This is a genomic window from Sphingomonas sp. S6 (assembly GCF_043498045.1).
Taxonomy (GTDB): Bacteria; Pseudomonadota; Alphaproteobacteria; order Sphingomonadales; family Sphingomonadaceae; genus Sphingomonas.
The window spans coordinates 129,577-149,862 of sequence record NZ_JBIEOE010000001.1; the positions used below are offsets into that span (position 1 = coordinate 129,577).

The window sequence follows — 20,286 nt, forward strand, 5'->3', positions numbered from 1 at the left end:
TCCCTGCCACCCATCAAGATACCGTGTGGGTGGCCGGGAAGGGGGCGCGGGCCGGCACCGCCTCGCAAACGTGACTTCCGGTACATTCGCACGAGGCTTTCCGCGGCTTTCGTCGCGGCGGCAATCGGGGTAGGGGCCGGGCATGACCGAAGACGATCCGCTTGGCCCCCTCGACCCCGAATTTGCGGCGCAGTTCCGCCGTGACGACCGCCGGCCGCCGTGCCAGCTCTACCTGATCTCGCCGCTCGACGTCTCGGGTGGCTTCGCCGACCGACTGGCCCGCGCGCTCGACGCGGGGCCCGTCGCCGCCTTCCAGTTCCGTGTGAAGGATATCGATCAGCACGCCGCCGCGAAGCTGGCCGAACCGCTTCAGCGTCTGTGTGCGGACCGCGAGGTCGCGTTCATCGTCAACGACAGCATCTCGCTCGCCAAGCGCCTCGGCGCCGACGGCGTGCATCTGGGTCAGGATGACGGCGATCCGCGGGAAGCGCGTGATGCGCTGGGGCCCAATGTCCAGATCGGCGTGACCTGCCACGACAGCCGGCACCTCGCCATGGAAGCGGGCGAGGGCGGGGCGGACTATGTCGCATTCGGCGCCTTCTATCCGACCACGACCAAAGCGGTGAAGCACGTGCCGGAACCGTCGATCCTGTCCTGGTGGGCGTCGATGTTCGAACTGCCGAGCGTCGCGATCGGCGGCATCACGCCAGACAATGCCGCGCCGCTGGTCGCTGCGGGTGCGGACTTCCTCGCCGTGTCCGGCGCGGTGTGGAATGGCGACGAGGCCGCTGCCGTGGCTGCGTTTGCAAAGGTTCTGAACGGCTGAACCGTTTATCCCGTCACCCCGGACTTCTTCCGGGGTGACGATGGATGGCAGCGAAGTGCTCCGCACAAAACCACTGTTCCACGAAACCCTTAGCCCCTCCGCCCGTTGATCCGCCTGCGTAACGGTCAGGGAGCGGATTGATGAAGGCGGCACTCACCACGGTTCTTTTGGCGGGCGCCGCGCTCGCCGCGTCGGCGACGGCACAAGCGCCGCAAGCCGCCCCGGCGGCCAAGCCCGTCGACCGCAATCTGCTTCACGTCCAGGTCATCCTCGATTCGCTCGGCTTCGGCCCGGGCTTGCTCGACGGCAGGGGCGGCCAGTCGCTCACGGCCGCGCTGAAGGGCTTCCAGGAGGCCAAGGGCCTACCCAAGACCGGCAAGCCCGACGCCGCGACGCTTGCGGCGCTCTATCCCTATCGCGCCAAGCGCCCGACCGCACGGTTCATGCTGACGCGCGAGGCGCTCGCCGGCCCTTATATCAACCCGCTGCCCAAGGATTATGGCGAACAGGCGAAGCTGCCGACGCTCGGCTATGCGACGCCGATGGAAAAGCTGGCGGAGATGTTCCACACCAGCCCCGAGACGCTGATCGCGCTCAATTCCCCCTCAACGCGGCTGAAGGTCGGCAACACGATCGTCGTCCCCAACGCGCTGCCCGCATCGCGCAATTACGACGCCAAGCTGCCCGATCATTGGCGCCAGACGCTCAACATGCTCAATGTCGATGCCAACCAGCCGGTCGCCGACCACATCGTCGTCGACAAATCGGACAAGGTGCTGCGCGTCCTCGACAAGAATGACAAATTGATCGCGCAGTTCAGCGCCACCATGGGATCGGAGCACGATCCGTTGCCGCTGGGCACGTGGAAGATCTACGGCGCGGACTATAACCCGAAATTCCACTATAATCCCGCACTGTTCTGGGATGCCAAGAAGGGCGACGAGAAGGAATTGCTGCCGCCGGGGCCGAACGGTCCGGTCGGCGTGGTGTGGCTCGACCTGTCGAAGGAGCATTACGGCATCCACGGCACGCCGCACCCCGAACTCATCGGCCGGACGGAAAGCCATGGCTGCATCCGCCTGACCAATTGGGATGTCGCGCGTTTGGCACAGATGGTGAAGCCGGGCACCAAGGCGGTGTTCCAGGCGTGAGGGGGGTGGTGACGGTCGCCCCAGCCACCCCATCACCCCGAACCCGTTCCGGGGTCCACTCGGCGGGGTGGGGCACGGCAAGTGCCTCCTGCCACCCCATCGCGGCCAAATGGACCCCGGAAAACGTCCGGGGTGACGAAGGGGAGGGCGCATGACCCGCCTCGGCTGGGGTATCTTCGCCGGCCTGGTGCTGCTCGTCGCGGCGTTCGTCGCGATGACGCGCTTCGGCACCGCCGACCCCTCCGCGCGCCGCGTGACGGCTGCGGTGAGTGCCCCCGAACCAGCCGTCGAGGTCCTTGCACCGAGCGGCCAACTCACCGTCCCCGTCGCCGGCATTGCCCGTGGTACGATCAGGGATAGCTGGAACGACCCCCGCGAAGGCGGTAGCCGCGGGCATCACGGCACGGATATTCCTGCCGCTGCCGGTACCCCCGTCCTCGCCGCCGCCCCTGGCCGTGTCGAAAAGCTGTTCCAGTCCGGCCGGGGCGGCACGACGCTCTACATCCGCTCGCCCGACCGCCGCTGGGTCTATTATTACGCGCATCTGTCGGGCTATGCGCCGGGCATCGCCGTCGGCCAGCCCGTACGGGCCGGGCAGACGATCGCCTATGTCGGCGACACCGGCGATGCGGGTGCGGGCAATTATCACCTCCATTTCGGCCTGCAGCGCATGGGGGTCGGCGATCGCTGGTATCAGGGCGAAGACGTCAATCCGTTCCCGATGCTTGCCGGGTCGGCGCCTGCACGGTAAAGCGCCGCCACCCGGCGTGGCTCGTTGCCCGCCAAACTCGCTCTTTCCAGTAGGTTCAATCCCATGAAGATCAGCGGCGTGGACATCCGTCCCGGCAACATCATCGAATATGAAGGCGGCATCTGGCGCGCGGTCAAGATCCAGCACACGCAGCCCGGCAAGGGCGGTGCGTACATGCAGGTCGAGATGAAGAACCTGATCGACGGCCGCAAGAACAACGTCCGCTTCCGCTCGGCGGAAACGGTCGAGCGCGTCCGCCTCGACACCAAGGATTTCCAGTATCTGTTCCGCGACGGCGACCAGCTGACCTTCATGGACAAGGAAAGCTACGAACAGATCACGCTCGACGCGGGCATCCTCGGCGATGCCGCGGCCTTCCTGCAGGACGGTATGGACGTCGTGCTCGAACTGTATGACGAAAAGCCGATTTCGGTTGAACTGCCCAGCACGATCGAAGCGACGATCGTCGAGGCGGATGCCGTGGTGAAGGGGCAGACCGCCTCGTCCAGCTACAAGCCGGCGATCCTCGACAATGGCGTCCGCGTGATGGTGCCGCCGCATATCGGTGCCGGCACGCGCATCGTCGTCGACGTGTACGAGCAGACGTACGTCCGGCGCGCAGACTGATTGATTATCCCTCTCCCATCGGGAGAGGGTGGCCGAGCGTAGCGAGGTCGGGTGAGGGCAGGGCCTTCATCCGACCCTCACCCTCCCACCGCCTGTCGGCGGCGGGTCCCTCCCTCTCCCGGCGGGAGAGGGGTTAAAGAGAACATTCATGCCCTCCCATTCCGGCCTCTTCACCGTCATCGAGCGCGCCGCCCGCAAGGCCGGCACCGCGTTGCGTCGCGACTTCAACGAGGTTCAGCACCTCCAGGTCAGCCGTAAGGGGCCTGCCGACTTCGTGTCGATCGCCGACAAGCGTGCCGAGCAGACCCTGTTCGAGGAATTGCGCAAGGCGCGTCCCGACTGGGGCTTCCTGATGGAAGAGGGCGGCGAGGTGAAGGGCGATCCCGACAAGCCGCGCTTCATCATCGATCCGCTGGATGGCACGTCGAACTTCCTCCACGGTATCCCGCATTTCGCGATCTCGATCGCCGTCGAGGAGCTGACGCCGGCCGGCAAGCGCGAGATCACGACCGCGCTCGTCTACCAGCCGCTGACCGACGAAAGCTTCTGGGCCGAAAAGGGTCGCGGCGCCTGGCTGACCGACCAGCGACTGCGCGTTTCGGCCCGCCGCGATCTGTCGGAAGCGCTGATCGCGACCGGCATCCCGTTCCTGGGCCATGGCGATTTCGTCCAGTGGAGCCGCATCTTCGGTGCGGTCGCCCCTGAAGTCGCCGGTATCCGCCGTTTCGGTTCGGCGGCGCTCGACCTCGCCTGGGTCGCGGCGGGTCGCTTCGACGGCTATTGGGAATCGGGCCTCAAGCCCTGGGATACCGCAGCGGGCCTGCTGCTCGTCAAGGAAGCCGGCGGCTATGTCACCGACTTCCGCGGTGCGGACCGGGCGATGGAAAAGAACGAATTTCTCGCCGCCAACGACGGCCTGCACGTCAAGCTGCATAAGCTGGTCGCCGGCGCACTGCGCTGATCTCAGGGGGCGTTCCGCCTCACCTTACCCAAGCAGGTTATACCTGCTTATCCCCCTCCCATCGGGGGAGGGAGGGGCCCGCTGCCGCAGGCGGTGGGAAGGGTGAGGGCGCGTGCCTGAACCACGCCTTTCTGCGATTCATTCTCACACCCCACGGCCTTGCCCGACCCGGCGCGGAGGCCTAAAGCCACCCCATTCCTATCGCATGTGCGAGATGCCCTTTGGTTGACCTGTCGCAATATCTGCCGATCCTGCTGTTCCTGGGCGTCGCCATCGCGCTGTCGAGCACCTTCGTGTTCCTGCCGATGGCGGTGTCGCGGCTGACCGGCAGCAACAAGCCGAACGAGCAGAAGCTGTCGGAATATGAGTGCGGCTTCCCCGCGTTCGAGGATCCGCGCAGCCAGTTCGACGTGCGTTTTTATCTCGTTGCGATCCTGTTCATCATCTTCGATCTTGAAGCCGCGTTCCTATATCCTTGGGCAGTCTCGGTTTTCAGCATCGGCTGGACCGCATGGATCTCCATGATGATCTTCATCGGCGAACTGGCCCTAGGCCTGGTCTACGCCTGGAAAAAGGGAGCGTTGGATTGGGAATGACCCCCATGTCCGGACCCGTTGAACTCGATCGCTCGGCCGCCGGCACCGCTTTGGTGCAGCCGGACCAGGGCTTTTTCGACAGCCTGAACGGCGAGCTGACCGACAAGGGCTTCCTCGTCACCTCGACCGAGGAGCTGTTCCAGTGGGCGCGTACCGGCTCGCTGTGGTGGATGACGTTCGGCCTCGCCTGCTGCGCGGTCGAAATGATTCACGTCAACATGCCGCGGTACGACCTGGAGCGGTTCGGCGCCGCACCGCGCGCGTCGCCGCGCCAGTCGGACGTGATGATCGTCGCGGGCACGCTGTGCAACAAGATGGCGCCGGCACTCCGCAAGGTTTACGACCAGATGTCGGAGCCGAAGTACGTCATCTCGATGGGCAGCTGCGCCAACGGCGGCGGCTATTACCATTACAGCTACAGCGTCGTGCGCGGTTGCGATCGCGTGGTGCCCGTGGACATCTACGTCCCCGGCTGTCCGCCGACCGCGGAAGCCTTGCTCTATGGCATCATGCAGTTGCAGCGGAAGATCCGCCGCAGCGGGAGCATCGAACGGTGAGGGCGCCCGCTCCCGCCTTCGCGGCGAACCTCAACGGCGAAACGATCGAAGCGGTGCGCGCCACGCTCGGCGCGGCGCTGATCGACGCGGTCGATCAGGTCGGCGAGGTTGCGCTCTACGTCGAGCGTGAGGCGATCGTCGAGGCGCTGACCAAGCTGCGCGATACGCCGGGCCTCGAATATCAGCAGCTGATGGAAATCGCCGGCGTCGACTATCCGGATCGCGCTGAGCGGTTCGAGGTCGTCTATTGCCTGCTGTCGCTGACGCGGAACCATCGCCTGCACGTCCACGTCGCCACCGACGAGGACAAGCCGGTGCCGTCGGTCACGGGCATCTGGCCGGTCGCCGGCTGGCTGGAGCGCGAGGTGTACGACATGTACGGCGTGCTGTTTACCGGCAATGCCGACCTGCGCCGTATCCTGACCGACTATGGTTTCCGCGGCCATCCGCAGCGCAAGGACTTCCCGCTCTCCGGGTTCGTCGAAATGCGCTATTCTGAAGAGGCGAAGCGTGTCGTCTATCAGCCGGTGCAGCTGGCGCAGGACTTCCGCAACTTCGACTTCCAGAGCCCGTGGGAAGGCGCGCAATATGTGCTGCCGGGCGACGAGAAGGGCATGCTGCCCGAAGCCAAGGGCGCGCCGACGCCGCTGAAGGCCGATACGATCGTCAAGGCCGATGCCGCCAAGGCGCCGACCGAAACGCCCAAGGCCGGCAGCGAACCCTATGCCAAGACCACGGCGGAAGGCTCCGCACAGACTGGTGCGGGCGAAGCGCATGGCGGCAACAAGGCGGACAGCAAGCCGGGCGAATCCGACGTGATCCCGACCAAGGGCCAAGGACAGAACCAGTGAGCGACTATGTCGACGAACTGATGCACGTCACCGACGCGGGCGATCCGACGACGGGCGACGTCACCATCCAGAACTACACGATCAACTTCGGCCCGCAGCATCCTGCGGCGCACGGCGTGTTGCGGCTCGTGATGGAGCTGGACGGCGAGATCATTGAACGCATTGATCCGCACGTCGGCCTGCTGCATCGCGGCACCGAAAAGCTGATCGAATACAAGACCTACGCGCAGGCGATCCCGTATTTCGATCGCCTCGATTACTGCTCGCCGATGTGCATGGAGCATACGTTCGTGCTCGCGATCGAAAAGCTGCTGGATATCGAGGTGCCGTTGCGCGCCCAGTATCTGCGCGTCTTCTTCGCCGAGCTGACGCGTATTTCGAACCACATGCTCAACCTGGGCAGTCACGTCATGGACGTCGGCGCGATGACGCCGAACCTGTGGCTGTTCGAGATCCGTGAGGATTGCTACAATTTCCTCGAGCGTGCCTCGGGCGCGCGCATGCATCACAATTACATGCGTCCGGGCGGCGTCCATCAGGACGTGCCGCTCAAGCTGCTGACCGACATCGCCGACTGGCTCGACACGCGCCTGCCGCGCCTGTTCGAGGACGCGATTTCGCTGGTCGCCGACAACCGCATTTTCAAGCAGCGCAACGTCGATATCGCGACGGTCAGCCGCGAAGACGCGATCGCCTGGGGCTTCTCCGGCCCGATGATCCGTGCCGCGGGCATTCCGTGGGACCTGCGCAAGTCGCAGCCCTATGACGTCTATGCCCGCATGGACTTCGACATTCCGGTCGGCACGCGTGGCGATTGCTACGACCGCTTCATGGTGCGCGTCGAGGAGGTTCGCCAGTCCGCGCGGATCATGAAGCAGTGCCTCGCCGAAATGCCGGAAGGGCCGATCGCATCGAGCGACCGCAAGGTCGTGCCGCCGAAGCGTGCCGAGATGAAGAGCTCGATGGAAGCGTTGATCCATCACTTCAAGCTCTACACCGAGGGCTATCACGTCCCCGCGGGCGAAGTGTATGTCGCGACCGAAAGCCCCAAGGGCGAATTCGGCGTGTTCCTCGTCGCCGACGGATCGAACAAGCCCTACCGCTGCAAGATCCGCCCGACCGCGTTCAGCCATCTGCAGGCCATGGACTTCATGTCGAAGGGCCACATGCTGGCGGATACGACCGCGATCCTGGGCGCGATGGACATCGTGTTCGGCGAGTGCGACCGGTGAGCATCGACCGGCCCGGCATCGCGCGTGAGATGATCGCGCGCTACAATGCGCAGGACGCCGACGCCTATGTCGCGTTCATGACCGACGATGCCTGCGAGGCGGGCTACCGCGGCGCCGTGCTGCGCGAGGGTCGGGAAGGCGTGCGTTCGGGCTTGAAGGCGATGTTCGCGCAATATCCGCAAAACCGTGCGGACATTCTCGCGACGTTCGAGCTGGGGGAGACGGTCGTGCTGCATGAGGCGGTCGAGCGTGCGCCCGGTGGCGAGACGTTCGAGGTCATGTCCGTCTATTCGTTTGAAGGCGACAAGGTGTCGCGCGTGGAGTTCATCCGCTGATGGCTGAAGCAGCCCAGATCCCCGACGAAGCCGAAACCCGCGCACGCTGGGGCGGTTTCGCGTGGACCGAAGAGAACCAGAAGAAGGCGAACGAGATCCTCGCGCGCTATCCGGCGGGCCGTGAGCAATCGGCATCGATCCCGTTCCTCGACCTGGCGCAGCGTCAGGTCGGTGCGGAAACGCAGACGCAGGGCTGGCTGCCGGTCCCGGTGATCGAGTTCGTCGCGCGCCAGATCGGCGTGCCCTACATGCGCGTGTTCGAGGTCGCGACCTTCTACACCATGTTCAACCTCGCGCCGGTCGGCCGCTATCACGTGCAGGTTTGCGGGACCACGCCGTGCATGCTGCGCGGGTCGGACGACGTGCTGGCGGCGTGCAAGAACAAGGGTCTGATCAAGGGCAAGACCACGCCCGACGGCCTATTCACGCTGACCGAGGTCGAGTGCCTTGGCACCTGTGCCAACGCGCCGATGGTCCAGATCAACGACGACAATTACGAGGATCTCGACTACGATCGCACCATCGCGGTGCTGGAGGCGCTGGCCAAGGGTGAGCAGCCGAAGACCGGCTCCACCATCGGCCGCCAGACGAGCTGCCCCGAAGGCGGCCCGACGACGCTGACCCAGATGACGCATGAAAACCACGATTACCGGAGCGAGTGGGCCTGATGCTTGCCGATAAGGATCGCATCTTCACCAACGTCTACGGGTTCCAGTCCTGGAACTTGGCAGCGGCGCTGAAGCGTGGCGACTGGGACAATACCAAGGCGCTGATGGCGCTCGGCCAGGACGCGATCATCGACGTCATCAAGGCGTCGGGTCTGCGCGGCCGTGGCGGTGCGGGCTTCCCCACGGGCACCAAATGGTCTTTCATGCCGAAGGAGCCGAAGCCCGATCGGCCGAACTTCCTCGTCATCAACGCCGACGAATCCGAACCCGGTTCGTGCAAGGATCGCGAGATCATCCGCCACGATCCGCACAAGCTGATCGAGGGCGCGCTGATCGCCGGCTTCGCGATGCGTGCGCGTGCGGCCTACATCTACATCCGCGGCGAATATATCCGCGAGGCGGAGACGCTGTTTGCGGCTGTCGCGGAGGCGTATGATGCCGGGCTGATCGGCAAGAACGCCTGCGGTTCGGGCTATGACTTCGACGTCTTCGTCCATCGTGGCGCGGGCGCGTACATCTGCGGTGAAGAGACCGCGATGCTCGAAAGCCTCGAGGGGAAGAAGGGCCAGCCGCGCCTCAAGCCGCCGTTTCCGGCGGGTGCGGGCCTGTATGGCTGCCCGACGACGGTCAACAACGTCGAATCGATCGCGGTCGGCCCGACGATCCTGCGGCGCGGCGCCGAATGGTTCTCCAGCTTCGGACGCGAGAACAACAAGGGCACAAAGCTCTTCCAGATCAGCGGCCATGTGAACAAGCCCTGCGTCGTCGAAGACGCGATGGGCCTGACCTTCCGTGAACTGATCGAGACGCATTGCGGCGGTATCCGCGGCGGTTGGGACAATCTGCTGGCGGTCATCCCCGGCGGCTCGTCGGTGCCGCTGGTACCGGCCAAGGACATTATCGATGCCCCGATGGACTTCGACGGTCTGAAGGCGGTCGGCTCGGGTCTCGGCACCGCGGCGGTCATCGTCATGGACAAGTCGACCGACATCGTCCGCGCGATCAGCCGTATTTCGTACTTCTACAAGCACGAGAGCTGCGGCCAGTGTACGCCGTGCCGCGAAGGCACCGGCTGGATGTGGCGCGTGATGGAGCGGCTGCGCACCGGCGATGCCGACATCGCCGAAATCGACACGCTGCAGCAGGTGACCAAGCAGGTCGAAGGCCACACGATCTGCGCGCTCGGCGATGCTGCTGCCTGGCCGATCCAGGGCCTCATCCGCCACTTCCGCCCGGAACTGGAACGTCGCATCAACTCGCGCAACGGCGGCGATCTCGCCCCGATGCAGGAAGCTGCCGAATAATGCCGAAGCTTAAAGTAGACGGGATCGAGGTCGAGGTACCGCAGGGGGCCACCGTGCTCCAGGCGTGCGAGGCGGCGGGCAAGGAAATCCCGCGCTTCTGCTACCACGAACGGCTGTCGATCGCCGGCAATTGCCGCATGTGCCTCGTCGAGGTGAAGCCGGGGCCGCCCAAGCCCCAGGCGTCGTGTGCGTTGCCCGCCGCAGACAATCAGGAAGTGTTCACCACCACTCCGATGGTGAAGAACGCGCGCGAAGGCGTGATGGAATTCCTGCTGATCAACCACCCGCTCGACTGCCCGATCTGCGATCAGGGCGGCGAGTGCGACCTGCAGGACCAGTCCGTCGCGTACGGCAAGGGCCACAGCCGCTACACCGAGAACAAGCGCGCGGTGACCGAGAAGTATATGGGGCCGATCGTCAAGACGATCATGACCCGCTGCATCCAGTGCACCCGCTGCGTCCGCTTCGCGGAAGAGGTTGCTGGCGTGGAGGAAATCGGCGCGATCTATCGCGGCGAGGACATGCAGATCACCAGCTACCTCGAACAGGCGGTTACGAGCGAGCTGAGCGGCAACGTGGTCGATCTGTGCCCGGTTGGTGCGCTGACGTCGAAGCCCTACGCCTACGAAGCGCGGCCGTGGGAGCTCAAGAAGACGCTGACGATCGACGTCCAGGACGCGGTCGGCACCAACATCCGCCTCGACAGCCGCGGCCGTCAGGTGCTGCGCTGCGTCCCCCGCATTAACGAGGACGTCAACGAGGAATGGGCGCACGACAAGACGCGCCACCACGTCGATGGCCTGGTGCGTCGCCGTCTCGATCGTCCCTATGTGCGCCGTGACGGCAAGCTCGTCGCGGTCAGCTGGGACGAGGCGTTCGGCGTCATCAAGGACCGCGTTGCCGCAGCCGGATCGAATGTCGCTGCGGTCGCGGGCGATCTCGTCGATTGCGAAACGATGTATGCCGCCAAGGCGTTGCTCGCGACGCTCGGTTCGTCCAAGCTCGAAGGCCGCCAGACGGGCATGGACTATGATACGTCCAGCCTCGCTGCGGTGAACTTCAACACGACGATCGCGGGCGTCGAACAGGCGGACGCGATCCTGCTGGTCGGCACCAACCTTCGCTGGGAAGCGCCGCTGATCAACACGCGCATCCGCAAGTCGATCAAAAAGGGTGCGAAGGTCTTCGCGATCGGGCCGGAAACCGAGCTGACCTACAAGGTCGAATGGCTTGGCGCGGATCTGTCGCTGCTGGCCGATCTGCCGGAGGCTGCGGCCAAGATCTTCACCGACGCCAAGGCACCGATGGTGATCGTCGGTGGTGGCGCGCTGAAGGGTGGCCATGGCGCCGCGCTCGCCTTCGCCAACCATTATAACCTGGTCCGTGACGGCTGGAACGGCTTTAACGTCGTTCACATGGCCGCCAGCCGCATGGGCGGGCTGATGCTCGGCTATGCGCAGAAGGGCGGCATCGCCGATCTGCGCGACGCGGGCGTCACCTTCTTCCTGGGCGCGGACGAGGTGGATTTCACCGCGTTCGGCGGCTTCAAGGTCTATGTCGGCCATCACGGCGATCAGGGCGCGCATCATGCCGACGTGATCCTGCCGGGTGCGACCTATGCCGAAAAGTCGGGCACCTGGGTCAACACCGAGGGCCGTGTTCAGCGCGGCGAGCGCGCGGTGTTCGCACCGGGCGATGCGCGCGAAGACTGGACGATCTTCCGCGCCTTGTCGGAAGTACTGGGCCACACGCTGCCGTTCGACACGCTTGCTGGCCTTCGTGAAGCGATGGCAACCGAGGTGCCGGCGCTGCGCCATGTCGGTCAGCTGGCCGGCTATGAATGGAACCCGCCGGCGCTGGATGGCGCGGGGCAGGGGAGCCTTTCCGGCTATCCGATCAAGGACTTTTATCTGACCAACGCCATCTGCCGCGCGTCCCCGACGATGCAGCGCTGCTCGGCCGAACTGGTCCATGGCGAGACGTTCGCGGAGGCGGCGGAGTGACCGAATTCTTCAACACCACGGTCGGGCTGCCCTATGGCTGGGCGTGGTTCGTCTCGACCATCATCGGTATCCTGGTCATTGCGCTGCCGCTGATGCTGGCGGTCGCGATGATCATTTATGCCGATCGCAAGATCTGGGCGGCGATGGCGCTGCGTCGCGGTCCGAACGTCGTCGGCCCGCTCGGCCTGCTTCAGTCGTTCGCCGACGGCCTCAAGGTCTTCCTGCAGGAAACGATCGTGCCGGCCGCGGCCAATCGAACGCTGTTCCTGCTGGCGCCGATCATCACCTTCACGGTGGCGCTGATCGTCTGGGCGGTGGTGCCGTTCGGCGCGGGCGTGGTGCTGTCCGACATCAACGTCGGCCTGCTCTACGTACTCGCAGCCTCGTCGCTGGGCGTCTACGGGATCATCCTGTCGGGCTGGGCGTCCAACTCGAAATACCCCTTCTATTCGGCGCTCCGTGCGGCGGCACAGATGGTCAGCTACGAAGTCGCGATCGGCTTCGTCCTGGTCACCGTCGTGCTGTGGGCGGGCAGCTTCAACCTGTCGGCGATCGTGCTGGCGCAGCAGAATCTGTACGGCCTGCCGATCAACGGCTTCGTGCTCAATCCGTTGCTCTTCCCGATGTCGGTGGTGTTCCTGATCTCGTCGATGGCGGAAACGCAGCGCGCACCGTTCGACCTAACCGAGGCGGAGAGCGAGCTCGTCGCCGGGTACCAGACCGAATACAGCTCGATGAGCTTCGCGCTCTTCTGGCTCGGCGAATATGCCAACGTCCTCTTGATGTGCGCGCTCAACGCGACGCTGTTCTGGGGTGGCTGGCTGCCGTTCTTCAACTTCGCTCCGTTCACCTGGGTGCCGGGGATCATCAACCTCTTCATGAAGATGTTGATCTTCTTCTTCATCTTCAGCTGGGTGAAGGCGACCGTCCCGCGCTATCGCTACGACCAGCTGATGCGTCTGGGGTGGAAGGTGTTCCTGCCGCTGTCGCTGCTCTGGGTCCTGCTGGTGTCGGGCGTGCTGATGTGGATGCGGGTGCCGCTATGAGCGCCATCCTCACCAGCAACCTGTGGCGCCGTGCCCTGGGCGGCGTGATTATCGGATTGACGGTCGTCGCCATCGACCGGGTTATGGGGTTTGGATCGTGACCGTAGGTCAACTCGTCAAATCGTTTACGCTGTGGGAATTCGTGAAGGCGCACGCCCTCACGCTGAAGTATTTCTTCAAGCCCAAGGCGACGATCAACTACCCGTACGAGCGCAATCCCATCTCGCCGCGCTTCCGCGGCGAGCATGCACTGCGCCGCTATCCCAATGGCGAGGAACGCTGCATCGCGTGCAAGCTGTGCGAGGCGGTGTGCCCGGCGCAGGCGATCACGATCGAGGCCGAACCGCGCGACGACGGCAGCCGGCGCACGACGCGCTACGATATCGACATGACCAAGTGCATCTATTGCGGCCTGTGTCAGGAGGCGTGCCCGGTCGACGCGATCGTCGAGGGGCCGAACTACGAATTTTCGACCGAAACGCGCGAAGAGCTGATCTACGACAAGGCCAAGCTCCTCGACAACGGTGACCGCTGGGAGCGGGCGATCGCGGCGAACCTTGCCGCCGATGCGCCGTACCGTTAATGCGCGCCGCACTTGATTCCGGGCTGAGGGGGCCGACCAACTCGTGATCCAGGCCATAGCCTTTTATCTCTTCGCGATCGTCGTGATCGGGTCGGGTGCGATGACGATCTCGTCGCGCAACCCGGTGCATTCGGTCATGTGGCTGATTCTCGCCTTCTTCAACGCGGCTGGGCTGATGGTGCTCGTCGGCGCCGAATTTATCGCGATGCTGCTTGTCATCGTCTATGTCGGCGCGGTCGCGGTGCTGTTCCTGTTCGTCGTCATGATGCTCGACATCGAGGTCGCGCAGCTGCGCGCCGGGTTCGCACGCTATGCGGCGCTGGGCCTGGCGCTGGCGGTGGCGCTCGCCGCCGAGATCCTGATCGGCATCGGCGCGTGGAGCGCCGGCGGCCTGAAGATCAGCCAGCGCATCGCGCCGATCGACGGCACCGTGCCGAACATCCAGGCGATGGGGCAGCTGCTCTACACGCGCTATCTGTTTGTGTTCGAGGCGGCGGGCTTCGTCCTGCTGGTCGCGATGATCGGTGCGATCGTGCTGACGCATCGCCAGCGTGGCGGCGTGCGCGGGCAGAATATCGCCCGCCAAAACGCGCGCCGTCCCCAGGATGCGACGCGCAACACGCAGCCGACGGTCGGCCAGGGGGTCCAGCTGTGATTGGTCTGACGCATTATCTGGTCGTCGCGGCGATCCTGTTCACCATGGGGGTGCTCGGCATCTTCATGAACCGCAAGAACCTGATCGTCATCCTGATGGCGATCGAGCTGATCCTGCTCGCCGTGAACATCAACCTCGTCGCCTTCTCGGCCTTCCTCCACGATCTGGTCGGCCAGATCTTCGCGATGTTCGTGCTGACCGTCGCGGCGGGTGAGGCGGCGATCGGGCTGGCGATCCTGGTGATCTATTTCCGTGGCCGCGGCACCATCGCGGTCGATGACGTCAACCGGATGAAGGGCTGATTTCGGTGCACGCCATCTTATTCATCGTATTCCTGCCGCTGCTCGCGGCCGCGGTCGCGGGGCTGGGCAACAAGGCGATCGGCTTCGTGCCTGCCAAGGTGATCACGACCGGCGCGCTGTTCGCATCGTGCCTGCTGTCGTGGCCGATCTTCCTCGGCTTCCTCGCCGGCACCAGCACGGCACAGGTCGTGCCGGTGCTGACCTGGATCGTCAGCGGCGACATGGCGGTCGATTGGTCGCTGCGCGTCGACCAGCTGACCGCGATCATGCTGGTGGTCATCACCAGCGTGTCGGCACTCGTCCACCTCTATAGCTGGGGCTATATGAGCGAGGACCCGGATCAGCCGCGCTTCTTCGCCTATCTGTCGCTGTTCACCTTCGCGATGCTAATGCTGGTGACCGCCGACACGCTGGTCCAGATGTTCTTCGGCTGGGAAGGCGTGGGCCTCGCGAGCTACCTGCTGATCGGTTTCTGGTTCCGCAAGCCGTCGGCCAATGCGGCCGCGATCAAGGCGTTCGTCGTCAACCGCGTCGGCGATCTTGGCTTCATGCTCGGCATCTTCGGCACGTTCCTGGTGTTCGGCACCGTCTCGATCCCGGCGATCCTCGCCGCGGCCCCGAACATGGCCGGCTCGACGATCGGCTTCCTGTGGTTCCGCGCCGATACGATGACCGTGCTCTGCCTGCTGCTGTTCGTCGGTGCGATGGGCAAGTCGGCGCAGCTCGGCCTGCACACCTGGTTGCCGGACGCGATGGAGGGCCCGACCCCGGTGTCGGCGCTGATCCACGCGGCGACGATGGTCACCGCGGGCGTCTTCATGGTGTGCCGCCTGTCGCCGATGTTCGAAATGTCGCCGACCGCGCTGCATTTCGTGACCTTCATCGGCGCCGCGACCTGCCTGTTCGCCGCGACCGTCGGCATGGTGCAGACCGACATCAAGCGCGTCATCGCCTATTCGACCTGTTCGCAGCTCGGCTACATGTTCTTCGCCGCGGGCGTCGGCGCCTATGGCGCGGCGATGTTCCACCTGTTCACGCACGCCTTCTTCAAGGCGCTGCTGTTCCTCGGTGCCGGCTCGGTCATCCACGCGATGCACCACGAGCAGGACATGCGCTATTACGGCGGCCTGCGCAAAAGCATCCCGCTGACCTTCTGGGGCATGATGATGGGCACGCTGGCGATTACCGGCGTGGGCCTGCCCGCGGTGTTCGGCAACCCACTCGGCATTGGCTTCGCGGGCTTTCATTCGAAGGATGCGATCATCGAAGCGAGCTGGGCAGCGGGCGAGCCCGGCGTCTGGTTCGTCGGTGTGCTCGTCGCGCTGATCACGAGCTTCTATTCGTGGCGCCTGATGTTCCTCACTTTCTGGGGCAAGCCGCGGTGGGCTGCGTCGGAGCATATCCAGCATGCGCTCCACGATGCGCATGGCCACGACCATGACGATCACCACGCCCATGCGCACGACGCGCATCATGCCGACGAGGTGCGCGGCAACCCGGCGCAGGCCGAGGATGCGGGTGACCATCCCTCGGCGCACGGTCCTGCGCAGCACGATCTGCCGGCGGGGACGGGTGGCTATCATCCGCACGAAAGCCCGCTGCCGATGCTGATCCCGCTGATCGTGCTGTCGATCGGCGCCATCGCGGCCGGCTTCGTCTTCCATGGCTATTTCATCGAGCCGAGTGCGGGTGAAAGCTTCTGGAAGGGCGATATCGCCTTCCGCGAACATCTGATGCACGCGATGCATGAGGTGCCGACGTGGGTGAAGCTGTCGGCGACGGTCGCGATGCTGACTGGCCTGTTCACCGCATGGTACGCCTATATCAAGGCGCCGACCTTCCCCGCCGCGGTGGCGGAGCAGTTCCGCGTTCTGTACCGCTTCCTCACCCACAAATATTATTTCGACGAGCTGTATAACCTGCTCTTCGTCCGCCCCGCCTTCGCGATCGGCCGCTTCCTGTGGCATCGCGGTGACGAAAAGACGATCGATCGCTTCGGGCCGAACGGCTCGGCGTGGATCGTCGAGCGGTCCAGTCGCATCGCCGGCCGGCTCCAGAACGGATATGTCTATACCTATGCCTTCGTCATGCTGATCGGTCTGACCGCCGTCGTCACCTGGGCGATCGCACAATGAGCGGCTTCCCCATCCTGACGATCATGCTGTTGATCCCCGCGCTCGCGGCGATCGCCTGCCTGTTCGTCCCCGCCGCAACGGCGCGGATGATCGCGCTGGCGGCGACGCTGGTCGATTTCGCGCTGGGCATCCTGCTCTGGGCGAACTTCGACATCGGCGGAGCGCAGTGGCAGTTCGTCGAGCACGGCCCGCGCCTCGGCTTCTTCGCCTGGGACCTCGGCATCGACGGCTTCGCGCTGATGCTGATCATGCTCAGCGTCTTCCTGATGCCGATCTGCATCGGGGCGAGCTGGCGGTCGGTGACGAACCGCGTGCCGGAATATATGGCCGCGTTCCTGCTCACCGAAACGCTGATGATCGGCACGTTCGCGGCGCAGGACCTGTTCCTGTTCTACCTGTTCTTCGAAGCCGGTCTGATCCCGATGTATCTGATCATCGGCATCTGGGGCGGGGTGAACCGCATCTACGCGTCGTATAAGTTCTTCCTCTACACGCTGCTCGGCTCGCTGCTGATGCTGATCGCGATGCTGTACATGGTGCAGACTGCGGGCACGTCCAGCATCCCGGCGCTGCAGACCTTCAACTTCCCGGCGCATGTGCAGACGTGGCTGTGGCTCGCGTTCTTCGCCTCGTTCGCGGTGAAGATGCCGATGTGGCCGGTCCACACCTGGCTGCCCGACGCGCACGTGCAGGCGCCGACCGCTGGCTCGGTGATCCTGGCGGGCGTGCTGCTGAAGCTCGGCGGCTACGGCTTCCTGCGCTTCAGCCTGCCGATGTTCCCCGAAGCGTCGGGCCAGCTTACCTGGCTGATCTTTGGCCTGTCGGCGGTGGCGGTCATCTACACCAGTCTCGTCGCGCTGGTTCAGTCCGACATGAAGAAGCTGATCGCCTATTCGTCGGTCGCGCACATGGCGATCGTGACCATCGGCCTGTTCGCCTTCAACCGGCAGGGCATCGAAGGCGCGATGATCATGATGCTCAGCCACGGCCTGGTGTCGGGCGCGCTGTTCCTATGCGTCGGCGTGATCTACGATCGCCTGCACACGCGTGAGATCAGCCGCTACGGCGGTCTGGCGATCAATATGCCGCGCTATGCCCTGTTCTTTCTGTTCTTCACGATGGCGTCGATCGGTCTGCCGGGGACGAGTGGCTTCGTCGCCGAATTCCTGTCGCTGATGGGCACGTATCAGGTGTCGACGTGGATCGCGCTGCTCTGCACGACCAGCATCATCCTCGGCGCCGCGTACATGCTCTATCTCTACCGCCGTATCGCCTTCGGCGAGATCAAGTCGGACGAGGTCCGCGAGATGGAAGACCTGTCGCATCGTGAACTTTGGCTGCTTGCGCCGATCGCCGCGGTCGCGCTGTGGATGGGCGTCTATCCGGAAAGCTTCATGGCGCCGATGCGTAAGGACGTCGCCGTCCTGCTGACCCGCGTCGATCGGGCAGCGCCGCCGTCCGATTCCAAGCCGACCGCCGGCAAGCCCGCCGCGACCACTCCTGCCGCGGCGCATGCCGCCGCTGCCCACGGAACCACGCACTGATGGATTACGCCGCCAATCTCGCCATGACGCTGCCCGAGGTGATCCTCGGCGTCGGCGCCATCGTCCTGATGCTGGTCGCCGCCTGGGGTGGGCCTGCGTCGACCCGCGCGGTGTCCTGGGCTGCGGTTGCGATCCTGGCTGGCGCGTGCGTCGCGCTGATGGGGCCCGCGGGCTCCGGCGGCAGCGCGTTCGACGGGCTGTACCGCGCTGACGCCTTCGCCGCTTTCGCCAAGGTGCTGATTTTCGTGGCCGCCGCCGTCGGTATCCTGATGGCGCCGGACTTCTTCCAGCGCACCAGCGGCGACGATCTGCGTCCCGAATATCCGGTGCTCATCCTGCTCTCCGCGGCAGGCATGGGCATGATGGTGTCGGCGAGCGATCTGCTGACGCTGTACGTCGGCCTCGAGCTGCAAAGCCTGTCGGCCTATGTGCTGGCGAGCTTCATGCGCCGCGACACGCGTTCGGCGGAAGCGGGCCTTAAATATTTCATCCTCGGCGCACTGGCGAGCGGCATCCTTCTCTACGGCATCAGCCTGGTCTACGGCTTCTCGGGCACGACGCTGTTCGGCGGGATTGCTGCGGCTTACGCCGGCACGAAGTCGCTGGGTCTGCTGTTCGGTCTGGTGTTCGTCTTCGCCGGCATCGCCTTCAAGATTTCGGCCGTGCCGTTCCACATGTGGACGCCGGACGTGTACGAAGGTGCGCCGACGCCGGTCACCGCCTTCTTCGCCTCGGCGCCGAAGGTCGCGGCCATGGGCCTCGCCGTCCGCGTTGCCGTTGAGGCGATGGGCCCGGCGACCGAACAGTGGCGCCAGATCGTCATCTTCGCCGCGCTCGCCTCAATCATCCTTGGTGCGGTTGCGGCGATCGGCCAGACCAACATCAAGCGCCTGCTTGCCTATTCGTCGATCAACAACGTCGGCTTCGCGCTGGTCGGCCTCGCCGCGGGCACGCCGGAGGGCGTAGCGGGCGTGCTCACCTACATGACGATCTACATCGCCATGACGCTGGGTTCGTTCCTGATCGTGCTCCAGATGCGGGACGAAGCGGGCCAGCCGGTCGAGAGCATCGCCTCGCTTTCGGGCATGTCGCGGACCCGTCCGGGCCTCGCTGCGGCGCTCGCGATCTTCATGTTCAGCCTCGCCGGCATCCCACCGCTGTTCGGCTTCTACGCGAAGTTCGCGGTGTTCGACGCTGCGGTGAAGGCCGGGCTGTTCCCGCTCGCGGTCATCGGTATCGCGGCGTCGACGATCGGTGCCTATTATTACCTGCGCGTCGTCAAGACGATGTACTTCGACGAACCGGCGCCCGCGTTCGTGAAGGGCAACAGCCCCGTCGAAGGCGGTCTGATCGTGCTGACGGCTGCCTTCGTGTCGCCGCTCGGCTATCTCGCCATTCCGCTGCTCGGTGGCTGGACTATGGCCGCCGCTCGCGCATTGTTCCCCGGCGTTTGACCATCCGCACAATCCCCGAAACGGGATCGACCAACGCCGACATGCTGCTCCTCGCCTCGCACGGCGCGGAAGAAGGGTTGTGGCTCCGCGCCGAGCGACAGACCGCGGGGCGCGGGCGGCTCGGACGGGCGTGGTCCGCGCCGGCGGGCAATTTCGCAGGCTCGACCATCGTACGATTGCGGCCGAGCGATCCGCCTGCCGCCACCTTGGCCCTGGTGGCGGCGGTCGCGCTGCACGATGCGCTCGGCGTCGCCCTGCGGGGACAGGCTCGCGCCATTCTGAAATGGCCGAACGATGTGTCGATTGATGGCGCCAAGCTATCGGGCATCCTGCTCGAACGCAGTGGGGACGCGGTGATCGTAGGGATCGGCGTCAATCTGGCGCACCACCCCGATCTACCGGACCGGCCCACGACCAGCCTCGCCGCATATGGTCTTACCGTCGACCCTGCGACATTCGCCGATGTATTGGCAGAAGCGTTCGCGCGCTGGCTGGGCCGTTGGCGGGGTGAGGGGCTGTCCGCGGTCCGGGCGGCCTGGCTCGCTGCGGCGCATCCGGTTGGCACGGCGCTGACGGCGCGGCTGCCCGATGGCAGCGCGGTCGACGGCCTGTTCGACGGGCTCGATGCGGAGGGCGCGCTGATCCTGCGCTTGGCCTCTGGCGTTCGGCATGTCATTCACGCCGGCGACGTGTTTCTGCTGTGAG

Annotated in this window: 21 protein-coding genes; all 21 read left to right on the plus strand. The window is 65.1% G+C overall.

Annotation, left to right across the window (positions count from 1 at the left end; genetic code table 11):
* Positions 1–142: 142 nt before the first annotated feature.
* Entirely contained in the window at positions 143–826 is a 684-nt protein-coding gene (thiE, locus tag ACGVWT_RS00655; protein ID WP_315462213.1) for a thiamine phosphate synthase, read from the plus strand.
* A 140-nt stretch (positions 827–966) separates the two neighbouring features.
* Complete coding sequence (locus ACGVWT_RS00660; protein WP_315462212.1) at positions 967–1,977, plus strand: L,D-transpeptidase family protein; 1,011 nt, start codon at positions 967–969, stop codon at positions 1,975–1,977.
* Positions 1,978–2,128: 151 nt separating this feature from the next.
* The gene (locus tag ACGVWT_RS00665; RefSeq protein ID WP_315462211.1) at positions 2,129–2,728 is read left to right on the plus strand and encodes a M23 family metallopeptidase; all 600 of its coding nucleotides are present in this window, start codon (positions 2,129–2,131) and stop codon (positions 2,726–2,728) included.
* Between the two features lie 63 nt (positions 2,729–2,791).
* Entirely contained in the window at positions 2,792–3,355 is a 564-nt protein-coding gene (gene efp / locus ACGVWT_RS00670; RefSeq protein ID WP_017979186.1) for an elongation factor P, read from the plus strand.
* 148 nt (positions 3,356–3,503) lie between these two features.
* Entirely contained in the window at positions 3,504–4,316 is an 813-nt protein-coding gene (locus ACGVWT_RS00675) for an inositol monophosphatase family protein (protein WP_043059730.1), read from the plus strand.
* Positions 4,317–4,537: 221 nt separating this feature from the next.
* Positions 4,538–4,912 carry an NADH-quinone oxidoreductase subunit A gene (locus ACGVWT_RS00680; RefSeq protein ID WP_017979184.1) on the plus strand — a complete coding sequence of 125 codons (375 nt, stop codon included), beginning with the start codon at positions 4,538–4,540 and terminating at the stop codon, positions 4,910–4,912.
* 5 nt (positions 4,913–4,917) lie between these two features.
* A complete protein-coding gene (locus tag ACGVWT_RS00685; RefSeq protein WP_017979183.1) occupies positions 4,918–5,469 on the plus strand; it encodes an NADH-quinone oxidoreductase subunit B family protein in 552 nt (183 codons plus the stop codon).
* The gene (locus tag ACGVWT_RS00690) at positions 5,466–6,320 is read left to right on the plus strand and encodes an NADH-quinone oxidoreductase subunit C (RefSeq protein WP_116462247.1); all 855 of its coding nucleotides are present in this window, start codon (positions 5,466–5,468) and stop codon (positions 6,318–6,320) included. Before ACGVWT_RS00685 ends, ACGVWT_RS00690 begins: the two co-directional genes overlap by 4 nt.
* A gap of 20 nt (positions 6,321–6,340) precedes the next feature.
* On the plus strand, positions 6,341–7,552 hold the full coding sequence (locus ACGVWT_RS00695; protein ID WP_207771688.1) for an NADH-quinone oxidoreductase subunit D: 1,212 nt from the start codon (positions 6,341–6,343) through the stop codon (positions 7,550–7,552).
* Positions 7,553–7,581: 29 nt separating this feature from the next.
* A complete protein-coding gene (locus tag ACGVWT_RS00700) occupies positions 7,582–7,887 on the plus strand; it encodes a nuclear transport factor 2 family protein (protein ID WP_232479821.1) in 306 nt (101 codons plus the stop codon).
* Positions 7,887–8,555 carry an NAD(P)H-dependent oxidoreductase subunit E gene (locus tag ACGVWT_RS00705; protein WP_315462210.1) on the plus strand — a complete coding sequence of 223 codons (669 nt, stop codon included), beginning with the start codon at positions 7,887–7,889 and terminating at the stop codon, positions 8,553–8,555. Before ACGVWT_RS00700 ends, ACGVWT_RS00705 begins: the two co-directional genes overlap by 1 nt.
* The gene (nuoF, locus tag ACGVWT_RS00710; RefSeq protein ID WP_315462209.1) at positions 8,555–9,859 is read left to right on the plus strand and encodes an NADH-quinone oxidoreductase subunit NuoF; all 1,305 of its coding nucleotides are present in this window, start codon (positions 8,555–8,557) and stop codon (positions 9,857–9,859) included. The genes ACGVWT_RS00705 and nuoF overlap by 1 nt, the downstream gene beginning before the upstream one ends.
* A complete protein-coding gene (gene nuoG / locus ACGVWT_RS00715; protein ID WP_315462208.1) occupies positions 9,859–11,862 on the plus strand; it encodes an NADH-quinone oxidoreductase subunit NuoG in 2,004 nt (667 codons plus the stop codon). Before nuoF ends, nuoG begins: the two co-directional genes overlap by 1 nt.
* Positions 11,859–12,908 (plus strand): NADH-quinone oxidoreductase subunit NuoH, encoded by a 1,050-nt coding sequence (nuoH, locus tag ACGVWT_RS00720; RefSeq protein WP_315462207.1) that lies wholly within the window; start codon positions 11,859–11,861, stop codon positions 12,906–12,908. Before nuoG ends, nuoH begins: the two co-directional genes overlap by 4 nt.
* A gap of 94 nt (positions 12,909–13,002) precedes the next feature.
* Complete coding sequence (gene nuoI, locus ACGVWT_RS00725) at positions 13,003–13,491, plus strand: NADH-quinone oxidoreductase subunit NuoI (protein ID WP_172436196.1); 489 nt, start codon at positions 13,003–13,005, stop codon at positions 13,489–13,491.
* A 43-nt stretch (positions 13,492–13,534) separates the two neighbouring features.
* Positions 13,535–14,146 carry an NADH-quinone oxidoreductase subunit J gene (locus ACGVWT_RS00730; protein WP_017979173.1) on the plus strand — a complete coding sequence of 204 codons (612 nt, stop codon included), beginning with the start codon at positions 13,535–13,537 and terminating at the stop codon, positions 14,144–14,146.
* Positions 14,143–14,448 (plus strand): NADH-quinone oxidoreductase subunit NuoK, encoded by a 306-nt coding sequence (nuoK, locus tag ACGVWT_RS00735; protein ID WP_017979172.1) that lies wholly within the window; start codon positions 14,143–14,145, stop codon positions 14,446–14,448. The genes ACGVWT_RS00730 and nuoK overlap by 4 nt, the downstream gene beginning before the upstream one ends.
* Before the next feature lie 5 nt (positions 14,449–14,453).
* Positions 14,454–16,583 (plus strand): NADH-quinone oxidoreductase subunit L, encoded by a 2,130-nt coding sequence (gene nuoL, locus ACGVWT_RS00740; RefSeq protein WP_315462206.1) that lies wholly within the window; start codon positions 14,454–14,456, stop codon positions 16,581–16,583.
* Positions 16,580–18,127, plus strand: a complete 1,548-nt coding sequence (locus ACGVWT_RS00745; protein WP_315462205.1) for an NADH-quinone oxidoreductase subunit M — start codon at positions 16,580–16,582, stop codon at positions 18,125–18,127. Before nuoL ends, ACGVWT_RS00745 begins: the two co-directional genes overlap by 4 nt.
* Positions 18,127–19,581, plus strand: coding sequence for an NADH-quinone oxidoreductase subunit NuoN (gene nuoN, locus ACGVWT_RS00750; RefSeq protein ID WP_116462240.1), 1,455 nt, complete (start codon positions 18,127–18,129; stop codon positions 19,579–19,581). The genes ACGVWT_RS00745 and nuoN overlap by 1 nt, the downstream gene beginning before the upstream one ends.
* Complete coding sequence (locus ACGVWT_RS00755) at positions 19,578–20,285, plus strand: biotin--[acetyl-CoA-carboxylase] ligase (RefSeq protein WP_315462204.1); 708 nt, start codon at positions 19,578–19,580, stop codon at positions 20,283–20,285. The genes nuoN and ACGVWT_RS00755 overlap by 4 nt, the downstream gene beginning before the upstream one ends.
* Position 20,286: the final 1 nt, after the last annotated feature.

What these genes read in the sequence shown, in the direction of transcription:
- ACGVWT_RS00700 (WP_232479821.1), top strand. Translation starts at nt 7,582, where the DNA reads ATGATCGCGCGCTACAATGCGCAGGACGCCGACGCCTATGTCGCGTTC.
- ACGVWT_RS00675 (WP_043059730.1), top strand. Translation starts at nt 3,504, where the DNA reads ATGCCCTCCCATTCCGGCCTCTTCACCGTCATCGAGCGCGCCGCCCGC.
- efp (WP_017979186.1), top strand. Translation starts at nt 2,792, where the DNA reads ATGAAGATCAGCGGCGTGGACATCCGTCCCGGCAACATCATCGAATAT.
- nuoG (WP_315462208.1), top strand. Translation starts at nt 9,859, where the DNA reads ATGCCGAAGCTTAAAGTAGACGGGATCGAGGTCGAGGTACCGCAGGGG.
- ACGVWT_RS00695 (WP_207771688.1), top strand. Translation starts at nt 6,341, where the DNA reads ATGCACGTCACCGACGCGGGCGATCCGACGACGGGCGACGTCACCATC.
- ACGVWT_RS00665 (WP_315462211.1), top strand. Translation starts at nt 2,129, where the DNA reads ATGACCCGCCTCGGCTGGGGTATCTTCGCCGGCCTGGTGCTGCTCGTC.
- ACGVWT_RS00705 (WP_315462210.1), top strand. Translation starts at nt 7,887, where the DNA reads ATGGCTGAAGCAGCCCAGATCCCCGACGAAGCCGAAACCCGCGCACGC.
- thiE (WP_315462213.1), top strand. Translation starts at nt 143, where the DNA reads ATGACCGAAGACGATCCGCTTGGCCCCCTCGACCCCGAATTTGCGGCG.
- nuoF (WP_315462209.1), top strand. Translation starts at nt 8,555, where the DNA reads ATGCTTGCCGATAAGGATCGCATCTTCACCAACGTCTACGGGTTCCAG.
- nuoN (WP_116462240.1), top strand. Translation starts at nt 18,127, where the DNA reads ATGGATTACGCCGCCAATCTCGCCATGACGCTGCCCGAGGTGATCCTC.
- ACGVWT_RS00660 (WP_315462212.1), top strand. Translation starts at nt 967, where the DNA reads ATGAAGGCGGCACTCACCACGGTTCTTTTGGCGGGCGCCGCGCTCGCC.
- ACGVWT_RS00685 (WP_017979183.1), top strand. Translation starts at nt 4,918, where the DNA reads ATGTCCGGACCCGTTGAACTCGATCGCTCGGCCGCCGGCACCGCTTTG.
- ACGVWT_RS00745 (WP_315462205.1), top strand. Translation starts at nt 16,580, where the DNA reads ATGAGCGGCTTCCCCATCCTGACGATCATGCTGTTGATCCCCGCGCTC.